Source organism: Thermocatellispora tengchongensis (genome assembly GCF_014202315.1).
Classification (GTDB): Bacteria; Actinomycetota; Actinomycetes; order Streptosporangiales; family Streptosporangiaceae; genus Thermocatellispora; species Thermocatellispora tengchongensis.
Genome location: NZ_JACHGN010000002.1, coordinates 355208 through 374258, shown reverse-complemented (window position 1 = coordinate 374258; position 19051 = coordinate 355208). Strand labels below are relative to the sequence as shown.

The window sequence follows — 19051 nt, the reverse complement described above, 5'->3', positions numbered from 1 at the left end:
GGATGACGGAATCAGGGCTGGGGGAGATCAGCGGGCCGGGGCGGGTCGCGGAGGTCGATGAGGGGATCAGCCTGGAGGAGCTGGCGCTCGCGGCGCGGAACCACGGGATGCCGCTGGAGGCGATGCGGTACGACGTGACGCCGCTGGGGCTGCACTACCTGCTGATCCACTATGACATTCCGATGCTCGACCCGGACGCCTGGCGGCTGGCCGTGGGCGGGCTGGTCGGGGAGCCGCTGGTGCTGGATCTGGCGGCGCTGCGGGCGATGCCGCGGCGTACCGTGCGGGTCACGATGGAGTGCGCCGGGAACGGGCGGGCCCGGCTGGACCCGCGGCCGGTGAGCCAGCCGTGGCTGGTGGAGGCCGTCGGGACGGCGGAGTGGACGGGGGTGCCGCTGCGGGAGGTGCTTGGCGCGGCCGGGCTCGGGGCCGGGGCGGCCGAGGTGGTGTTCACCGGGGCCGACCACGGGGTCGAGCGGGGCGTGGAGCAGGACTACCAGCGCAGCCTGCCGGTGGCCGAGGCGATGCGCGAGGAGGTGCTGCTCGCGTACGAGATGAACGGGGCTCCGCTGGCGCCGCAGCACGGGTACCCGCTGCGGCTGGTGGTGCCGGGCTGGTACGGCATGACCAACGTGAAGTGGCTGCGCGACATCACGGTGACCGACGAGCCGTTCACCGGGTTCCAGCAGGCGGTGGCGTACCGGCTGCGGCAGGAGGCCGGCGAGGAGGGCGAGCCGGTGACCAGGATCAGGCCGCGCGCCCTGCTGGTGCCGCCGGGGTTCCCCGACTTCATGTCCAGGACCAGGATCGTCCGGCCCGGCCCCGTACGCCTGGAGGGGCGGGCGTGGTCGGGCGAGGCGCCGGTGGAGCGGGTCGAGGTCAGTGTGGACGGCGGGCTGAGCTGGGCCCCCGCCGAGCTGGACGGCGACGGCGGGACGCACCCGTGGGCGTGGCGGCGGTTCCGGTTCGACTGGACGGCCGGGCCTGGGCGGCACGAGCTGTCGGCGCGCGCGGTGACCGCCGACGGCACGGTGCAGCCGGAGGAGGAGCCGTGGAACCGGGGCGGGTTCGCCAACAACGCGGTGCAGAGGGTGCCGGTGGTGTGCGTGCCGGCCGGCACCCCGGTCGAGGCACCGCTCGGGTCAGAGGACCTGTAGCAGGGCCTGGTTCTTGGCGGCGGCGGGCTCGGGGATGCGCTGCAGCGTCTTGCCCGCCGCCGACAGGACGACGAGGGTGTTGCGCGAGGCCCCGGCGACGCGGACGACGAGCCTGCCGTCGGGCAGGTAGAACGCGCCGAGCAGGGTGCCGCGCACGCCGATCGGCTGCCGCGCGCCGGTCACCGCGTCCACGATCGCGGGCTTGAACGCGGTCGGCCAGCTCCCGTCGCCGCCCGGGTCGTCGCGGCCGAGCAGGTTCACGATGACCTTGCGGCCGTCGGGCGACAGGCCCTGCACGTGGTTGGCCAGGGTGACGCCCTTGACCTTGACCGACCTGCGGGTGGTGAGGTCGAGACGGTAGACGCCCTCGGTGGTGCCGGCGAACCCGGCGAGGTAGCGGCCGTTGGCGGACCAGGCGAGGTGGCAGACGCCGGTGGTGGAGCCGGCGTCGCGCTCGCCGGTGCCGTCGGCGTTGACCACCGTCACGACCTGCTTTTCCGCCTTGCCGCCCACGACGTACGCCAGCCGCCTGGAGTCGGGCGACCACACCGGGGTCAGGCACGGCACGCCCGCCGTGAGCCCCTGCGCCACCGTGGTGACCTTGCCGCCCTGGCGCACGACGAGGCGCCCGCCGTCGGTGACCCACGCGACCTTCTTCCCGTCGGGCGAGGCCGCGAACTGGCCGGTCGCGGAGGGTGCGGCGAGGGTGCGCCAGCCCGTGCCCGGCTGGTATCGGGCCACCTTGTACCCCTTGGTGTACGTCGCGTAGACGGCCGCGCCTGTCAGCGGCGCCGGCGCCGCGGTCGCGGCGGACGGCACGGCCACCGCGGCGGCGGTGGCGGACGGCGCGGCGGCCAGGGCCGCGGCGGTGGCGAGCGCCAGGCACGTGAGCGTGCGATGCTTCAAGAAAATCTCCCGAGATCGATGTCCAGCAGGTTGGACGCGATCTCGGGGGAAAAGGTTGCCGAAGTGACTCAGGAGGCGCCGGGCAGGGGCTCGTCGGCGAGATACGGCGGCGCGGGCTCGTACTGGATGTAGCGGCGCACCGCGCGGGCGTGGTCACGGCCGTGCAGGCGGCCGACCAGCCACAGTGCCATGTCGATCCCGGCCGAGACGCCCTGGCTGGTGACCAGGGAGCCGTCCACGACGTAGCGGGCGTCGCGGACGACGGTGACCTCGCCGCGGGCCTCCAGCGTGTCCTCGAAGGAGTAGTGCGTCGCGACCCGCCGCCCCCGCGCGGGCCCGGCCTGGTGCAGCAGCAGCGCCCCGGTGCACACGCTGGTCACCCACTGCGCCGCGGCGGCCGTCTTGGCCAGCCACTCGATCACGACCGGGTTGTCCACCTCGCGCCGGGTGCCGACGCCGCCGGGGACCAGCACCACATCGAGCGGCGGGTGGTCGGCGAGGGTGTGGTCGGGCAGCACCCGCATGCCCTTGGCGCAGCGTACGGGGTCGGGCCGCTCGGCGATCAGCACGGCGCGGTCGGAGGCGCCGGTCTTCTGCCGCACCATGGCCGAGACCGTGAACACCTCCCACGGCCCGGTGAAGTCCAGTTCCTCCGCCCCGTCGAAGAGGAGGAGTCCATAGGTCGTCATGAGTGCTCCCTGCGGAATCGGTCGCGGCGGCCGGAGGCGGCACGCCGAGGCGCGGGTGCGGACGCGGCGCGGGTTCTCAGCGGCGCCGAGCCCTGCCGCGGCCCCCGGTCTCGACGGGCTCGCCCCCAGCTTCGCCGGGTGCCCGAGACGGCGTCAACGACATATACCCCACAAGGAGAGCGGTGTAGGTGAGAGCGGACTAACCGGACGCGGCGACGGCCCAGTGCACGTGGCCGTCGGGGCGGATCAGGGCCGCGCCGACCGCGCGCCACTCCTGTGGCGCGTCCTCGGCGAGCCCGCCCTCGTACGTCGCCGTGCCCAGGTCACGGGCGTAGCCGGCGACCTCGGGCGGCATGGACGCGGCGCCCGCGCCCAGGTCGAGCAGCACGTGCCGGGCCTCGTGCAGCAGCCCGTAGACCGTACGGCCGTCGCGCAGCGCGAGGTCGGGCACGCGGGCGCCGGTGAGCGGGTGGGCGCCGGGGTCGGCGGGCGGGTAGGCGACGTTCAGCGCGGCCAGCCTGGACGCCAGGTCCAGCGAGAGCGACGGGTGGGCCGCGACCAGCTTGCCGAGCAGCGCCCGCAGCGCCTGCCCCTCCGGGGTGAAGGCGGTCATGAGCGCCGTCTGCGCCTTGCTGTTCAGCATCAGCTCCGCGCCGACGGGGTGGCGCTCGGCGTGGTAGCCGTCGAGCAGGCTCTCCGGGGCGCGGCCCTGTGCCACGGCGGCGAGCCGCCAGCCGAGGTTCATCGCGTCCTGCACCCCGACGTTGAGCCCGACGCCGCCCGTGGGGAAGTGCATGTGCGCGGCGTCGCCCGCGAGCAGCACCCGGCCCGCCCGGTACGCCTCCGCCTGGCGCGAGGCGTTGCCGAACCTGGACAACCAGGCCGGGTCGCGCATGCCGAAATCGCGCCCGAGCACCCGCACCACCTTGGCGCGCAGCTCGTCCAGGGTCAGCTCGGTGCCGGCGCCGTCGGGCTGCTCCGGCATGATCCCGACGATGCGGTGGTAGCCGTCGGGCATCCCGACGATCATGGCCCCGCCCTCGGTGGTGTGCGCCGACAGGGCGGGCGCCTGCGGCGGGTCGTCCAGGCGGACGTCACCGAGGAACCCGTACACCGTCGAGCCGGTGCCCGGGAACGGGATGCCCGCCGCGCCGCGCACGGTGCTGCCCGCGCCATCGCATCCCACCACATAGCGGGCGCGGACGACGTACGGCCCGTCCGGGCCGGTCACGCTCAGCTCCACGCCGTCGGCGTCCTGCGTCAGCCCGGTGACGGCGTGCCCGCGCACCACCCGGGCGCCCAGCTCGATCGCGCGCTCCCCCAGCAACCGCTCGGTGCGGGCCTGCGGGAAGAACAGCGTGTACGGGTGGCGCGTCGGCAGCGGCCGGAAGTCGAGCCGGGTGTCCAGCAGCCCGAAGTGCCCGGTCGGGATCACGATTCCCTCGTCCAGGAACGCCTTGTCCATGCCGCGCATGGCCAGCAGCTCGATCATGCGCGGGTGCAGGGTGAGCGCCTTGGAGTGCGGGCTCGGGGCCTCGGCGCGTTCGAGCACGAGGACGGGCACGCCCGCGCGGCGCAGCTCGGCCGCCAGCCACAGCCCGACCGGTCCCGCCCCGACGACGATCACGTCTTCCATCGCGACCTCCGATCTCTTGGTCAGTGACCAACAGTGTGCCCCGGATATTCTTGGTCGGCAACCAAGAGATGGGGGGAATCGGTGGCGAACGAGCGGCGCCGGGGCGAGATCGTGACGACGGCGCTCCACCTGCTCGACGAGGGCGGCGCGGACGCGGTCAGCCTGCGCGCCGTGGCCGAGCGCATGGGCGTGCGGCTGAACACCGTGTCATGGCACGTCAAGACCAAGGGGCGGCTGCTGGAGCTGATGGCCGACGCCATCATGGCCCGGATCCCGCTGGACGACCTGCCGCCCGCCCCCGCCGACCGGTTCACAGAGCTGGTACGCCGCTACCGCCGCGCGCTGCTGGCCTTCCGCGACGGGGCGAGGGTGGTGGCGGGGACGTACGCGGCGGAGGAGCACACGCTGCGCGCGGCCGAGGTCATGGTGGAGACGCTGCTGGAGTGCGGCCTGGACGAACGCGAGGCCGCCTGGACGACCTGGACGGCCGTCTACTTCACCCTCGGCCTGACCCAGGAGGAGCAGGGGGCGCCGGCCGCGGTCGGCGACGTCCTGCGTACGGCGGTGACCGCGGACGCGCACCCGGCGCTGGCCCGCGTGCTCGGCCACCTGGCCGGGGGGACGTTCGAGGAGCGGTTCGAGTTCGGCCTGAACCTGATCTCCCGCCCGCTCCGCGAACGCCCCTGACCGGCCGGGAACGCCCCGACCGGCCAGGGAACACCTCTGACCGGCCAGGGAACGCCCCTGACCGGTCAGAGATCGGCTACAGATCGGCCAGCGCGAGGTCCGGACGCTCGGCGCAGTCCGCGACGAACCGCAGGAACCCGCCCGCGGTGCCGCCGTCGCACACACGGTGGTCGAAGACCAGCGTGAGCTGAACGATCTTGCGCAGGCCGAGCCCGCCGTCCACCGCCCACGGCCGGTCCAGCACGCGGCCGACGCCCAGCATGGCGGCCTCCGGGTGGTTGATGATCGGGGCGGCGCCGTCCACGCCGAACACGCCGTAGTTGTTGACCGTGAAGGTGCCGCCGGTCAGGTCGCCCGGCCCGAGCGCCCCCTCCCGCCCGGCCTCGGCCAGTCGGCGCACCTCGGCGGTCAGCTCCCGGGCCGAGAGCCTGCCCGCGTCGCGGACCACGGGCACCACGAGCCCGCGCGGGGTCTGCGCGGCGAACCCCAGGTGCACCGCGTCGTGCAGCACGATCTCCTCGCGCTCGGCGTCCACGGAGGAATTCAGCTCCGGATGGGCACGCAGCCCCGCCACGCAGAACCTGCCGAGCAGCCCGAGCAGGCTCACCGGCCGCCCCGGGTCCGCCTCGTTCATCCGCGCCCGCATCGCGAGCAGGTCGGTGACGTCCACGTCCACCCACACGGTCGCCTCGGGCACCTCCCGCCGCGACCGCGCCACCCGCTCGGCCATCACCCGCCGCACCCCGGTCAACGCCACCCGGGTCCCGCCCACGGCGCCCTTGGCCGTGTCAGAGGAGGTGGTGGACGGCACCGGGCGTGAGGCCGGCACGCCCGGCCCGGCGGTCGCCGCGACGCCGGGCACGGCCGGCGCGGGCGCGGGGGCCGCGTCCGACGCAAGCGACATGTCCCCGGGCGTCGCCGTGATCCCGAGCGTTGCCGTCGGCGTGGGTGTGGGCGCGGAGACGTGGGCCCCCGGCATGGCGGCGGCGGGCGGTGTGGCCGCGACCGGCGATGCCGGCGCGGGCTCGGTGGGTGCGCCGGGGGCGAGGGCGAGCGGGCCGGGCGCGGTGGCGCCATCGCGGCGCGCCGCGATGGCGGCCTCCACGTCCCGGCGCACCACAAGCCCGCCTGGTCCGGACCCCTCCAGGTCCTCGGCCCGTAGGCCGTGCTCGGCCGCCATCCGCCGCACCAACGGCGAGATCACCCCGCGCCGTGGCGCCACAGTGGCCCCGGAAGCGGGTGAAGCCGACGGCGCCACGGCGGAGGACCCGGAGAGCGAAGGAGCCGAGGACGGCCCGGCGGTGAGAACCGAGGGCGATGGTGCCGAGAACTGCCCGGTGGCAGGCCCTGCGGTCAGTGGTGCCGAAGACGGCCCGACAGACGGCCCTGCGGCCGGTGGCACCGAAGACGGCCCGGCGGGCGGTGGTGCCGAGGTCGGCCTGGCCGTCAGGGCTCGCGCCCGGCGGCGGCCGGCGCGGCGGCGCGAGCCCGCGCCGGACGTGCCGTAGCCCACCAGCACGTTGCCAGACGCGTCCTGGTCCGAGGCCCCGTCACCGGAGGCGGACGCCTGGCCACCAGGTCCCGAAGCCCCCGGCCCGGAGGCGGACGCCCGCCCACCCGGACCGGGCACGCCCTCACCGGAAACCGGCGCGCCGTCCCCGGGACCCGGCGCCCCCTCGCCAGGAACGGACACCGGGCCACTCGGACCCGACGCCCCCTCACCGGAAGCGGACGGCCCGCCACCCGGAGCCAGCGCCCCCTCGCCGGAGGTGGGCGGTCGGCCGTCGCCCGTGACGGGCCGGCCGTCCTCGTCCTCTCCCAGCGGGGGCGAGGAGGGGGTGATCACGGAGGGCTCGTGGAAGTTCGCGTACGCCTGCGGGGTGACGGTGATCAAGGGGTGGCCGACCGGGATGACCGTGCCGGGGGTGGCGTGCAGGGCGGTGACGACGCCGGCGTACGGGATGGGGACCTCGACGGCGGCCTTGGCGGTCTCCACCTCCACGACGGTCTGGTCCACCTCCACCACGTCGCCGACCGCGACGAACCAGGTGAGGACTTCGGCCTCGGTGAGGCCCTCGCCCAGGTCGGGCAGGCGGAACTCGGTCATGCGTGCTCCCACTGCAGCCGGGCCACGGCGTCGAGGATGCGGTCCACGCCGGGCAGGTGGTGCTCCTCCAGAGCGGGCGGGGGGTAGGGGATGTCGAAGCCGCCGACCCGCAGGACCGGGGCGTGCAGGTGGTGGAAGCAGCGTTCGGTGACGCGGGCGGCCACCTCGGCGCCGTAGCCGCAGAAGGACTGGGCCTCGTGCACGACGACCGCGCGGCCGGTGCGCCGGACGGAGGCGGTGACGGTCTCGTCGTCGAAGGGCGACAGGCTGCGCAGGTCGATGACCTCGGCCGACCAGCCCTCCTCGGCCGCCGCCTCGGCCGCCTCCAGGGCGGTCTGCACCATCGGCCCGTACGCCAGCAGCGTCACGTCCGTGCCCTCCCGCCGGACCACGGCCCGGTCCATGGGGGTGCCGGGGACGGCCGGATCGACCTCGCCCCGCGCCCAGTAGCGCCGCTTGGGCTCCAGGAACACCACCGGGTCGGGCGAGGCCACGGCCTGCCGGAGCATCCAGTACGCGTCCGCCGGCGTGCCGGGCGTGACCACGCGCAGCCCCGCCGTGTGCGTGTAGTACGCCTCGGAGGAGTCGCAGTGGTGCTCCACGCCGCCGATGCCGCCGCCGTACGGGATGCGGATGACCATGGGCAGCGCGACGCGGCCCCGGGTGCGGTTGCGCATCTTGGCGACGTGCGAGGCGATCTGCTCGAAGGCCGGGTAGGCGAAGGCGTCGAACTGCATCTCCACGACCGGGCGCAGGCCGTACATGGCCATGCCGACCGCCGTGCCGACGATGCCCGACTCGGCGAGGGGGGTGTCGAAGCAGCGTTCCTCGCCGAACTCGCGGGCCAGGCCGTCGGTGACCCGGAACACGCCGCCGAGCGGGCCGACGTCCTCGCCGAAGACGATCACCGAGGGGTCCTCGCGCAGGCAGTCGCGCAGTGCGGCGTTCAGCGCCGCGGCCATGGTGGCGATCATGCCGGCACCTCCTGATCGACGTCGGCGTCGGCGGCGAGTTCGGCGGCGAGCAGGGCCGCCTGCTCGCGCAACTGCGGGGTCTGCTCGGCGTAGACGTGCGCGAACAGCTCGGCCGGGGCCACGTGGTCGTCGGCCCGCATCCGCTCCCGTACGCCCGCCGCCACCTCCTCGGCCTCGGCCCGCACGCCGTCGAGGGCCGCGTCGTCGATGAGGCCGTTGCCGCGCAGGTACGCCTCCATCCGGTCGATCGGGTCGCGCCGCCGCCAGGCGGCGACCTCCTCGTCGTCCCGGTAGCGGGTGGGGTCGTCGGCGTTGGTGTGCGCCTCGATGCGATAGGTGACCGCCTCGACCACGGTCGGCCCTCCCCCGCCCCGGGCCTTCTCCAGGGCGTCGTGCACCACGGCGTAGACGATGGCGGCGTCGTTGCCGTCCACGAGGCGGCCGGGGATGCCGTAGCCGACGGCCTTGTGGGCCAGCGTGGGGGCCTTGCTCTGCTTCTCCAGCGGCACGCTGATCGCCCAGCCGTTGTTCTGGATCAGGAACACCACCGGCGCGCCGTACACGGCGGCGAAGTTGAACGCCTCGTGCGCGTCGCCCTCGCTGGTCGCGCCGTCGCCCATCAGCACCAGCACCGCCACGTCGTCGCCGCGCCTGCGGGCGGCGTCGGCGAGCCCGACGGCGTGCAGGGCGTTGGTGGCCAGCGGGGTGCACTGGGGGCCGGTCTTGTACCGGTAGGGGTCGTAGCCGCTGTGCCAGGAGCCGCGCAGCAGCGTCAGCACCTCCACGGGGTCGATGCCCCGGGTGAGCAGGGCCACGCTGTCGCGGTAGGTGGGGAACAGCCAGTCGCCGGGGCCGAGCGCGAGCACGCCGCCGATCTGGCACGCCTCCTGCCCGTGGGAGGAGGGGTACACCGCGAGCCTGCCCTGCCGGGTGAGCGCTCCGGCCTGCCGGTCGAAGCGGCGGCCGATCACCATCCGCCGGTGCAGCTCGCGCAGAACCTCGGGCGGCGGCAGCGGATGGCCCCGGTACGCCGTGCGTTTCCCGTCGGGGTCGATGAGCCCGAGGGGCTGCGGGCTCGGCAGCAATTCGTGTCCGGGAACACCCGATTTTCTGGACGGCATGCCTGATTGTGGACATATAGGGATGCGGATGACTATGTTCGGGCCGGGAGTCGAGACGATCGGCCGCCGGACGCCCGGCCGGGGTCCACTCGTCCGCGGCGGCTCCCCTATGGACCCAGGAGGGCTGGACGGTTGGCATCGGACCCCACCCCGGCGGCACGCCCGCCGCACCCCGAACCTGCTCCGGCGGCGCCTCCGTCGCACCCCGGGCCCACCCCGGCGGCGCCTCCGTCGCACCCCGGGCCCACCCAGGCGGCACGTTCGCCGCACCCCGGGCCCGCGCGGCTGGACGCGATCGACCGGAGCCTGATCGAGCTGCTGCGCCGCGACGGGCGGGCCTCGGTGCGCGACCTGGCGGCCCGGCTGCACATCTCCCGGGCCAACGCCTACGCCCGGCTGGACCGGCTCAAGCGCGAGGGCGTGATCACCGGCTTCACCGTGACCGTCAACCCGGAGCGCTACGGCTACGGCCTGTCGGCGTGGGTGGCGGTGAAGCTGCGTCAGCAGAGCTGGCGCGCGTTCCGCGACCGCCTGCACGAGGTGCCGTCGGTGGAGCTGGCCACGCTGGTGACGGGCGACTTCGACATCCTGCTGCTGGTGCGCGCCGCCGACTCGCGCGAGCTGCGGGACATGGTGCTGGAACGGCTCCAGTCGATGCCCGAGGTGGTCAACACCCAGACCACGGTCATCTTCGACGAGGTCGCCCCGCTGCGCCGCCCCTGACCGGCCCCGCACGGGGCGGACCGCTACGCGGGGCCGTGCGGGAGGCGGGGGGACGGGGGCGCCACGGAGACGATGAGGACGGTGGCGGGGCCGTTGCGGGACCAGAGCGAGTGGCGGGCCTCGGCGTCGAAGTGCAGGGCGTCGCCGGCGGTCAGGGTGACCTCGTCGGCGCCGATGCGGGCGACGATCTCGCCGCGCACGACGTACAGCCACTCCTCCCCGGAGTGGGAGGCGGTGTGCCGGGGACGGTCGGCGGTGAGTTCCAGGCGCACGGCCTCCAGGGCGGAGCGGGGGCCGAGGCCGGTCATCATGGCGTAGGGGCCGTCGGGGCCCTCGTGGACGGGGACGGTGGCGCCGCGCACGACGTGGTGCTCGTGGGAGCGCTCGTCGCCGACCAGCTCGCCCAGCGACACGCCGTACGCCCGCGCGAGCTGGATGAGCGAGCCGATGGACGGCTGGCGCTCGCCCTTCTCCATGCGCGACAGGTGGGCCGCGGAGATGCCGGTCCACTCGGCGAGCGCGGTCAGGGTCAGCCCGCGCTCGCGGCGCAGCTCGCCGAGGCGGGCCGCGACCCGCTTCTCCGGATCGTCCGGCAGCTCCCGAGAGGTCACGGAGGAAGTCTAGTGATCGCGGCTCATTTTTGCCTCCGAGGCAAAGTGATTCGCCTCAGAGGTTGACGCGGAGGTGAACGGGGTCACATCCTGAGCACACGTCGAAGGGAAGACACCATGACGATCTCCACGCAGAGCGCGGCCGGCGGCCCGCCCCCCGAACTCGACCTGGACGAGGCGCCCACGTACGCGTCGGCGCCGATCGAGGAGCAGCGGCTGCACCGCAAGCGGCAGCTCGCCGCCGCCTTCCGAATCTTCGCCAGGTACGGCTACGACGAGGGCGTCGCCGGCCACATCACCGCGCGCGACCCGGAGCTGACCGACCATTTTTGGGTGAACCCCTACTCCGTGCACTTCTCCCGGATCAAGGTGAGCGACCTGCTGCTCATCGACGCGCAGGGCCGGATCGCGCACGGCACGCGGCGTACGAACAAGGCCGCTTTCTGGATCCACTCCTCCATCCACGAGGCCCGCCCGGACGTGGTGGCCGTCGCGCACGCCCACACCATCCACGGCCGCGCCTGGGCCGCGCTGGACCGGCCGCTCGACCCGATCGTGCAGGAGTCGTGCGCGTTCTGGCGCGACCACGTGCTGTTCGACGAGTACCGGGGGCTGGTGCTGGAGCGGGACGAGGGCGAGCGCATCGCCGCCCGCCTCGGCTCGGCGCGGGCCGCGATCCTGCGCCACCACGGCCTGCTCACCGTCGGCCGTACGGTGGAGGAGGCCGCCTGGTGGTTCATCGCCATGAACCGCGCCTGCGAGATGCAGCTCCTGGCCGAGGCCGCCGGCACCCCGCGGATCATGACCGACGAGGAGGCCGAGGTCGCGCACCGCCAGTTCGGCAGCGCGAACATGGCCCGCAACAACTTCCAGCTCCTGTCGTCGCTGATCTTCGAGGAGGAGCCCGATGTCCTCGACTGACGCGCCCCGGACGTACGTGCTGGTGCACGGCTCGTGGGGCGGCGGCTGGGTCTGGTCCCGGCTGCGACCGCTGCTGGAGGCGGCCGGGCACGAGGTGCACACCCCCACGCTGCCCGGCCTGGGCGAGCGCGCCGGCGATCCCCGCGGCGCGGAGATCGGGCTGTCCGCGCACCTCGACGACCTGCTCGGCTACCTGGAGCGCGAGGGCCTGGAGCGGGTGACGCTGGTCGGGCACAGCTACGGCGGCATGGTGATCTCCGGGGTGGCCGGGCACGCCCCGGAGCGGGTGGCGGCGCTGGTCTACCTGGACGCGTTCGCGCCCGAGCCCGGCCAGTCCTGCTTCGACCTGGTGCCGTGGCTGCCCGACGTGTTCGCCGAGCTGGCCGAGGGCGGCGGCGGGATGGCCCGCCCGCTCGACCCGGCCGCGATGGGGGTAGACGACCCCGGCGACGCCGAGTGGGTGCGCGCCCGCGCCACCCCGATGCCGGTGCGGACCCACAGCGAGCCGCTGCCCGGCCCGGCGCGCCCCGAGGGCCTGCCCGCCATGTTCGTACGCTGCCTGCGTTTCCCGGCGTTCGCCGAGACCGCCGACCGGTTCCGCGCGCTCGGCCTCCCGGTCGCCGAGCTGGACTCCCACCACTTCGCCCAGGTGAGCCGCCCCGCCGAGCTGGCGGAACTGCTGCTCGCCGGGGTGCCCGCCCGGACGGAGACGACCGCATGACCGCCACGGCCCCCGGCCGCGAGGCGCTGGCCCGGGTGAACCCGCCCGCGCTGTGCCCTCCGGTGCAGAACCTCTACTCCCAGGTCGTGATCGCCCCGGCCGGCCGCACCGCCTACCTCGCGGGCCAGGTCGCGCTGGACGCCTCCGGCGAGCTGGTCGGCCCCGGCGACTACGCCGCCCAGGCCAGGCAGGCGTTCCTGAACGTCAAGCTGGCCCTGGAGGGCGTCGGCGCCACCCCGGCCGACATGGTCCGGCACAACATCTACGTCGTGGACCACCGCCCCGAGCTGGTGCCGGTCATCTTCGGCGCGGCCCAGGAGGTCTACGGCGAGCCGTGGCCGCTGACCGCCAGCACCCTGCTCGGGGTGCAGGCCCTCGGCCTGCCCGGCTGGCTGATCGAGGTCGAGGCCACGGCCCTGCTGCCCTAGCCGGGCTCCCCCGGCCCCCGCGGCGGAGACGAGAACGGCGGGGGCGGGGACGGCAGGGGCGGGGACTGCGGGGACGAGGACTGCGGGAACGAGGACGGGGGAGACTGGGGCGGCGGCGGGGGCGCGAACGCCACCTGGACGGGGGCCGCGACGGGCTGGAGCGACTCCAGGAGCCGGACGGCGCCCAGGCCGAGCAGGCCCAGAACCGCGGTGACCAGGCCGGTCATCCAGGTCGGCGCGCCGTGGAAGAGCAGCAGCGAGGTCACCGAGGTCACGATCAGCACGGCGAGGAAGGTGCCCGCCACCCCGGCGCGGCGGCCGAACAGGCTCGTGCCGCCGAGCAGGGCCGCGGCGAGGGCGCTGAGGAGCAGGCTCTGCCCGCTGCCGACGGTGGTGCCGTGGAGCCGGGTGACCAGGGCGAGACCGGCGACGGCGGCGAGCAGGCCGCTGACCGCGATCCCGGCCAGCGCCCCCGCCCCGGCGGCCAGGCCCGCCCACCTGCCGGGGTCGGCGACCGGACGGCGCGCGCCGCTCAGCGCCGCGCGCACGCCGGGGACCAGCCAGAGCAGGCCGCCTCCGATCGACACCAGCGCGAACAGCAGGAACCATAGCCATCCCGGGTCGCCGATCGGGGACGGCACCGGCACTCCCCGCCCGCCGACCAGGCCCAACGCCAGCCACTCCAGGACCGCCCCGCCGAGCAGGGTGACCGCCCACGCGGGGACCGACAGCACCGCGGCGAGCGCGCCGAGGACCAGCCCCGCCACGGTGACCAGCACGAGCGCCAGCGCGAACGCCGCCGCCGGCGGCATACCGGCCTGGACGACGAACACGCCGATCAGCGCGGACGTCAGCACGGCCATCCCGCCCGCGGCGAGGTTGGGCGCGCCGGTGCGCAGCGAGAACGCCACCGCCGCGGCCAGCAGGCCGGAGATCCCGGCCTGCGGGAACAGGTTCGCCAGGAGCTGCGACGGCGTGGTGACCAGGAGGGCCACGAGCAGCACCATCGCGAAGAACAGCAGCACGCCCTCCCAGGCGAGGTGCACGATCAGGCGGTCCCGCGGCGCCGCGGGGGGTGCCGCCGCGAGCGGAACGCCGAAGACCGGGCCGGGCGGTTGCGTCGGATTCACATTCGCCTCCTCCGCCTCGACACCCTAGCCTGGCAAGGGTCACGAATGCCGGTAATCCCCGGTACTCCGTGCGGGCACGCGACGAAGCGGCGGGCTACACGCCGGCCGCGTCCAGGCCGTACGCGCGGGTCGCGGTGCCGCCGAAGACCTCCTTCCGCTCGGCCGGGGTCAGCGCGGCGGTCAGGGCCTCGGCGGCGGTGACCACGTCGGCGTACGAGGCGGCGAGCAGGCACACCGGCCAGTCGGAGCCGAACATCACCCGCTCCGGGCCGAACGCCTCCAGCACCACCTCCGCGTACGGGCGCAGGTCGTCCACCGTCCACTTCTCCCAGGACGCCTCGGTGACCATGCCCGACAGCTTGCAGTAGACGTTGGGCGCGGCGGCGAGCTCCCGGATGCGGGTGGCCCACGGCTCCAGGTCGCCGGCGGCGATCGGCGGCTTGGACAGGTGGTCCACCACGAAGGTCAGGCCCGGCAGCGCGCGTACGGTCTCCACCGCGGCGGGGAGCTGGTGCGGCAGCGTGAGCAGGTCGTAGACGAGACCCGCCTCGGCCACCGCGGCCAGCCCGGCGCGCACGTCGTCGCGGCACAGCCAGCGCGGGTCGGGCTCGGACTGCACGCCGTGCCTGATCCCCACCAGGGCGCGCCCGCCGTCGCCCTCGCGCAGCGCGGCCAGCGCGCCGGGCACGCCGGGCGCGGTGAGGTCCACCCAGCCGACCACCCCGGCCACCAGCGGGGAGGAGGCGGCGAGCGCCAGGAACTCCGGCGTCTCGCCGGGGTCGGGCACGGTCTGCACCAGCACCGTGCGGGTGACGCCCGCGGCCCGCGCGTGCGGCGCGAGGTCGTCCAGGGTGAAGTCACGCCGGATCGGCGCCATCGCCTCGCCGCTGATCCACGGCTGGTCGCGCACGCCCAGGTCCCACACATGGTGGTGGGCGTCCACGCGCCCGTCTCCGCCTGATTCCATGCTCGTGTCCATGCTCGCGTTCATGCCCGTGTTCATGCCCGCGTTCATGCCCGTGTTCATGCCCGTGTTCTTGCCCGTGTCCGTGTCACCGGTCACCGGGCGAAGCGGCTTTCGAGCGCGGCGACGGCCTCGCCGCCCTGGTGGACGCGGAAGGAGGTGTGGTAGCCGCGCGACTCGCCGGGGCCGAGCCAGATCATCCTGCCGTCCTCGCGGGCGGCGGCGTCGCCGGCGACGGCGTGCGTGGACGGCTCGATGCCGAGCGCGTAGTCGCCGGCGCGCAGGTTGAGCCACTGGAAGAAGTGCGGGAACTCCGCGGCGTGCCACTCCACGCTGACCGCGAGCCCGAGCCGGTCGTTGACCAGCGCGGCACCGGTGCGCCCGGCGGCGTCGGCGACGAGCGCGTGCTCGTAGACCTGCTCGACGAAGCCGGGCAGCGGCGCGGGCATGGTCCAGTTGTCCACGCCCTGCTCGGCGACGCTGTCGGTCTGCCAGACGGTCTCCTTGACCGGGGCCAGGAACCGGGCGCCCTCCTCCAGCAGCGGCCAGCCCAGGTTGATGTGGTAGAGGAACATGTGCGGCATCGGGTCGAAGCCGGGGTTGGTCACGGTGTCGATCAGCCGGATCTCGTCGCCGCCGAGGTCGGCCTCGATCCGCCGGCGCAGCAGCAGGTTCTCCCCGAAGACCGCCGCCTGCCGCACCTCGCCCTCGGCCCACAGCACGCACCGCTCGTCCTCCCAGCGCTCGCCGTAGCCGGTGAGCCGGGCCGGGATGTTGCCGACCCGGCCGTGCAGCCCGTGCCGGGTGGTCCGCTTGGGCGGGTACCGATACTCCGAGGCGTCCACCTCGCCGCCGAACAGCGTGTGGTCCAGGCCGCCGGTGACGATCAGCCCGGAGAAGGAGCGCAGCCAGGACAGGCCGTCCTCGTCGCCGTGCTCGTGCAGGCCCGGGTTGCGGAAGCCGGTGCGCGAGCGCCACCCGAACGCCCGCCCGGCGTGCTCGGCCGCGCCGATGTCCATCGCGCGGTCCACCAGCACGTCGAAGGCGAGCCCGGTGCCGGTGCGGAACTCCAGGGCCCTGATCCCCCGCTCGACGCCGTCGCCCAGCGTGACCAGGCGCACCCCGCCCGCCGCGGCGATGTCGCCGGCGTGCGCGGCCAGCTCGCGCGGCCCGTACTGCTGTCCGTGCAGCTTCATGTCATCACCCATCCGCCGTTGACCTCGATGGTCTGCCCGGTCACGAAGGACGAGTCCGGGCCGAGAAGGAACGCGACGACGGCGGCCAGTTCCTCCGGCCTGCCGCGCCGCTGGAGCGACTGGCGCTCCAGGACGAACCGCGTGTACGCCTCCGGGTCGGGGTGGATCGTCTCGGCCGCGGTCGGGAACGCGCCCGGCGACACGCAGTTGACCCGGATCTCGTGCGGGCCCAGCTCGCGGGCGAGCGCCCGGGTCAGCGTCACCGCGGCCCCCTTGGTCGCGACGTACGCGGTCAGCTCCGACCAGCCGCCGTGCATGGTGATGGAGGCGATGTTCACCATCGCGCCCGGCACCGAGGCCGCGACCATGCGCCGGGCCGCGGTCTGGGCGGCGATCCAGTACGCGCGCTGGTTGACCGCCACGACGTCGTCGTACTCGGTGAGCGGCACCTCCAGGAACGGGCGGGCCGGGTAGATCGCGGCGTTGTTGACCAGCGCCGTGACCGTGCCGCCCAGCCGTTCCTCGGCGGCGTCGAAGGCGGCCTCGATGGCGGCGGCCTCGCGCAGGTCGGCGGGGTGCCCGAACGCGGTGCCGCCCGCCTCCTCCACCAGGCGCGCGGTCTCGGCCACGGCCTTCTCGTCCACGTCCAGGGCGGCGACGGCGTACCCGTCGGCGGCCAGCCGCAGCGCGGTGGCGCGGCCGAGCGCGCCGCCCGCACCGGTGATCAGCGCGATGCGCATCGTGTCCTCCATTCCTCCTCACACCTGCCCAGCTCATCGAGGATCGCGCGGTGCGGGGCGCGGGCGAGCAGGCCCTCGCGCAGCACCCGCGACGCGGCGTCCTGGAAGGCGATGTAGCCCGGCGACCGGGGCCGCACCCAGGCGGCCTCGACGGTGGCGAGCGTGTCGCGGTAGAAACCGCCGGTGCGCGCGTTCACCTCCGGGTCCAGCCAGGCGGCGCGGGCGGCGGGCTGGCCGCCGGTCTCCGGGAACAGCCGCCGCTGCACCGGTTCGGACATCAGCCTGCGCAGGTGCGCCCGTACCGCATCGGCCACCCCAGGGTCGCCGAGGCGGCGCCGCGACACGGCGAGGCCGGTGCCGCCCAGCACGCTGCCCGGCCGTCCCCCGGGCGTCCAGGCGGGCGCGTCGTGGAAGGCCAGGGGGCCCTGGTTTCCTGCCTGGGAGCTGTAGGTGACGTACCCGTACACCAGCGGGCAGTACGCTGGCCCGCCCGGCGCGGCCATCGCGCCGAGCACGGCGATCGGGTTGCGCGCGCTCAGCCCGGGGTCGGCGTGGCCGAGCAGCGCGGCCATCAGGTCCAGGGCCTCGGCGGGGTCCTCGCGCTCCACGCGCAGCGCGGAGTACATCAGGTACGCGTGCGGCCCGCCCAGGCACAGCGCGACGGGCGCCTCGCGGGCCAGCTCGCGCACCTCGTCCCAGGTGCGGGGCGGGTCCGGGACGGCCTCGGGGCGGGCGGCGGAGACCTGGGTGGCCGCGTCCAGCGGCAGCGCCCAGGCCCGGCCGTCGAAGCTGTAACTGGCGTAGGACGGCCCGACCGTCCCGGCCCGCCAGGCGTCCAGCTCGGCGGCGGGGAACAGCTCGTCCATGGGCGCGAGCGCGCCCGCGCCGATGGCGGCGCCGAGCCCCGGGTGATCGACGATCATGATGTCGTACGTCCGCGCCAGCTCGGCGATCGGCGTGGACTCGAACCCTTCGAGCGGCTGGCGGTCCCACCGGATCGGGGCGGGGACGGCGCCGTACGGGGTCTCGCCCGCCGCGTCGAGGCGGGCCAGTTCCTCCAGCGGCGCGTATCCGCGCGGGTGGTCCCAGGTGATCCCGCGCAGCTCGACCGTGGCGCTCATGACCGCGCGGCCACGACGCCCGCCTCGGCGAGCGCGGCCACCTTCTCGTCCGGATAGCCCAGCTCGGCCAGGATCTCACCGGTGTGCTGGCCGGTCAGCGGCGCGCCGGCGCGGACCTCGGGCGGGGTGGCGCTGAACCGGTAGGGGAAGCCGGGCGTGGTCACCGTGCCCTCGGTGGGGTGCTCGTAGGTGACGAAGGAGCCGTTGTGCCGCACCTGCGGGTCGGTGAGCAGGTCGGCGTAGGAGTTGACGGGCCCGGCCCAGATGCCGCGGGCGTCGAACAGCTCCAGCCACTCGGCCGTGGTGCGCCGCGGCAACTGCTCGCGGACCATCGCGGTGATCTCGTCGCGGCGGGTGTGCCCGTCCACGTCGGTCTCCATCGCGGCCAGCTCGGGCAGGCCGAGCGCGTCGCCGAGCACGTCGAGCGGGGGCATCGCCAGGGCGAGGTAGCCGTCCTTGGTGGCGAACACGCCGTACGGCGCGCGGATGTAGGTGTGCCCGTGCGGCTCGGCGCCGCGCCGCTGCGGCACCTTGCCCACGGTGAAGACGCTCAGCTCCTGCATCTGCACCGCGATGGCCGCGTCGAGCATGTTCACGCTGACGAGCTGGCCCTCGCCGGTGCGCTCGCGGTGCAGCAGCGCGGCGAGCGCGCCCTCGAAGGCGCTGTAGGCGGTGATCGCGTCGATGGCGTACGTGCCGGCGGGCGCGGGCGGGTCGCCGTCGCGGCCGACGCTGAACATCGCGCCGCTGAGGGCCTGGAGCAGCAGGTCCTGCCCGGGGCGGTCGGCGTACGGGCCGGACTCGCCGTAGCCGGACATCGACACGTACACGATCTTCGGGTTGATGGCGCTGATCGTGGCGTAGTCCATGCCCAGCCGCTCGGCCACGCCGGGCCGGTAGTTCTGCAAGAACACGTCGGAGCGCCGTACCAGGTCGTGCACGATCGCCCGGCCCTGCTCGCTCTTTAGGTTCACCGCCAGGCTGCGCTTGTTGCGGTTCAGCGACAGGAAAGAGGCGTTGACCTGGTTGCCGGTGGCCCCGCCCGCGGGCGCGGAGCGCTGCCACTCCCCCGTCGTCGGCTCGACCTTGACCACGTCGGCCCCGAGGTCGCCCAGCCGCATGGCCGCCAGCGGACCCGCCATCGCGATGGACAGGTCGACGACCCGGTATCCGGAAAGAATCCCCATGCTCTCCCTCTCAACGGCCCGTTGAACTCGGG

General features: G+C 74.7%; 19 protein-coding genes. 6 read left to right on the top strand and 13 right to left on the bottom strand.

Annotated features, from left to right (window positions below):
* The first annotated feature begins 2 nt into the window (after window positions 1-2).
* Window positions 3-1157, top strand: coding sequence for a sulfite oxidase (locus HNP84_RS05025; protein ID WP_185048167.1), 1155 nt, complete (start codon window positions 3-5; stop codon window positions 1155-1157).
* Here HNP84_RS05025 and HNP84_RS05020 read toward each other — a convergent pair.
* The 3 genes from HNP84_RS05020 to HNP84_RS05010 all read right to left on the bottom strand — a co-directional run bounded on the left by HNP84_RS05020 (window position 1143) and on the right by HNP84_RS05010 (window position 4388).
* Complete coding sequence (locus tag HNP84_RS05020) at window positions 1143-2063, bottom strand: TolB-like translocation protein (RefSeq protein WP_185048166.1); 921 nt, start codon at window positions 2061-2063, stop codon at window positions 1143-1145. The two genes, HNP84_RS05025 and HNP84_RS05020, sit on opposite strands and share 15 nt — an antisense overlap.
* Window positions 2064-2131: 68 nt before the next feature.
* Window positions 2132-2752 carry a DJ-1/PfpI family protein gene (locus HNP84_RS05015; RefSeq protein ID WP_185048165.1) on the bottom strand — a complete coding sequence of 207 codons (621 nt, stop codon included), beginning with the start codon at window positions 2750-2752 and terminating at the stop codon, window positions 2132-2134.
* A gap of 199 nt (window positions 2753-2951) precedes the next feature.
* Complete coding sequence (locus tag HNP84_RS05010; RefSeq protein ID WP_185048164.1) at window positions 2952-4388, bottom strand: FAD-dependent monooxygenase; 1437 nt, start codon at window positions 4386-4388, stop codon at window positions 2952-2954.
* 81 nt (window positions 4389-4469) lie between these two features.
* Here HNP84_RS05010 and HNP84_RS05005 point away from each other — a divergent pair, with 81 nt between their 5' ends.
* The gene (locus HNP84_RS05005; protein WP_312923791.1) at window positions 4470-5075 is read left to right on the top strand and encodes a TetR/AcrR family transcriptional regulator C-terminal domain-containing protein; all 606 of its coding nucleotides are present in this window, start codon (window positions 4470-4472) and stop codon (window positions 5073-5075) included.
* A 76-nt stretch (window positions 5076-5151) separates the two neighbouring features.
* Here the strand turns inward: HNP84_RS05005 and HNP84_RS50980 are convergent, their stop codons facing one another.
* From HNP84_RS50980 to pdhA, 3 genes are read right to left on the bottom strand one after another with little or no spacing between them, the layout of a single operon-like run.
* A complete protein-coding gene (locus HNP84_RS50980) occupies window positions 5152-7182 on the bottom strand; it encodes a 2-oxo acid dehydrogenase subunit E2 (protein ID WP_221335870.1) in 2031 nt (676 codons plus the stop codon).
* Window positions 7179-8156 (bottom strand): alpha-ketoacid dehydrogenase subunit beta, encoded by a 978-nt coding sequence (locus tag HNP84_RS04990; RefSeq protein ID WP_185048163.1) that lies wholly within the window; start codon window positions 8154-8156, stop codon window positions 7179-7181. Before HNP84_RS04990 ends, HNP84_RS50980 begins: the two co-directional genes overlap by 4 nt.
* The gene (pdhA, locus tag HNP84_RS04985) at window positions 8153-9277 is read right to left on the bottom strand and encodes a pyruvate dehydrogenase (acetyl-transferring) E1 component subunit alpha (RefSeq protein ID WP_185048162.1); all 1125 of its coding nucleotides are present in this window, start codon (window positions 9275-9277) and stop codon (window positions 8153-8155) included. Before pdhA ends, HNP84_RS04990 begins: the two co-directional genes overlap by 4 nt.
* A gap of 285 nt (window positions 9278-9562) precedes the next feature.
* Between pdhA and HNP84_RS04980 the strand changes: the two genes are divergently transcribed.
* Window positions 9563-10000, top strand: a complete 438-nt coding sequence (locus HNP84_RS04980) for an Lrp/AsnC family transcriptional regulator (protein WP_221335937.1) — start codon at window positions 9563-9565, stop codon at window positions 9998-10000.
* A 23-nt stretch (window positions 10001-10023) separates the two neighbouring features.
* Here the strand turns inward: HNP84_RS04980 and HNP84_RS04975 are convergent, their stop codons facing one another.
* A complete protein-coding gene (locus tag HNP84_RS04975) occupies window positions 10024-10611 on the bottom strand; it encodes a helix-turn-helix domain-containing protein (RefSeq protein ID WP_221335869.1) in 588 nt (195 codons plus the stop codon).
* 117 nt (window positions 10612-10728) lie between these two features.
* Between HNP84_RS04975 and HNP84_RS04970 the strand changes: the two genes are divergently transcribed.
* The 3 genes from HNP84_RS04970 to HNP84_RS04960 are packed head-to-tail and all read left to right on the top strand — an operon-like array spanning window position 10729 to window position 12681.
* Window positions 10729-11532, top strand: a complete 804-nt coding sequence (locus HNP84_RS04970) for a class II aldolase/adducin family protein (protein WP_185048160.1) — start codon at window positions 10729-10731, stop codon at window positions 11530-11532.
* Window positions 11519-12253 (top strand): alpha/beta fold hydrolase, encoded by a 735-nt coding sequence (locus HNP84_RS04965; protein WP_185048159.1) that lies wholly within the window; start codon window positions 11519-11521, stop codon window positions 12251-12253. The genes HNP84_RS04970 and HNP84_RS04965 overlap by 14 nt, the downstream gene beginning before the upstream one ends.
* A complete protein-coding gene (locus HNP84_RS04960; RefSeq protein WP_185048158.1) occupies window positions 12250-12681 on the top strand; it encodes a RidA family protein in 432 nt (143 codons plus the stop codon). Before HNP84_RS04965 ends, HNP84_RS04960 begins: the two co-directional genes overlap by 4 nt.
* Here the strand turns inward: HNP84_RS04960 and HNP84_RS04955 are convergent.
* The 6 genes from HNP84_RS04955 to HNP84_RS04930 all read right to left on the bottom strand — a co-directional run bounded on the left by HNP84_RS04955 (window position 12678) and on the right by HNP84_RS04930 (window position 19019).
* On the bottom strand, window positions 12678-13811 hold the full coding sequence (locus HNP84_RS04955) for an ABC transporter permease (RefSeq protein WP_185048157.1): 1134 nt from the start codon (window positions 13809-13811) through the stop codon (window positions 12678-12680). The genes HNP84_RS04960 and HNP84_RS04955 overlap by 4 nt on opposite strands.
* Before the next feature lie 94 nt (window positions 13812-13905).
* A complete protein-coding gene (locus tag HNP84_RS04950) occupies window positions 13906-14838 on the bottom strand; it encodes an amidohydrolase family protein (RefSeq protein WP_246517808.1) in 933 nt (310 codons plus the stop codon).
* 32 nt (window positions 14839-14870) lie between these two features.
* Window positions 14871-15971, bottom strand: coding sequence for an aldose 1-epimerase family protein (locus HNP84_RS04945; RefSeq protein ID WP_185048156.1), 1101 nt, complete (start codon window positions 15969-15971; stop codon window positions 14871-14873).
* Window positions 15968-16711, bottom strand: coding sequence for an SDR family NAD(P)-dependent oxidoreductase (locus HNP84_RS04940; protein WP_185048155.1), 744 nt, complete (start codon window positions 16709-16711; stop codon window positions 15968-15970). The genes HNP84_RS04945 and HNP84_RS04940 overlap by 4 nt, the downstream gene beginning before the upstream one ends.
* Window positions 16696-17832, bottom strand: a complete 1137-nt coding sequence (locus tag HNP84_RS04935) for an extracellular solute-binding protein (protein WP_185048154.1) — start codon at window positions 17830-17832, stop codon at window positions 16696-16698. The genes HNP84_RS04940 and HNP84_RS04935 overlap by 16 nt, the downstream gene beginning before the upstream one ends.
* Window positions 17829-19019, bottom strand: a complete 1191-nt coding sequence (locus tag HNP84_RS04930; RefSeq protein WP_185048153.1) for a CaiB/BaiF CoA transferase family protein — start codon at window positions 19017-19019, stop codon at window positions 17829-17831. Before HNP84_RS04930 ends, HNP84_RS04935 begins: the two co-directional genes overlap by 4 nt.
* Window positions 19020-19051: the final 32 nt, after the last annotated feature.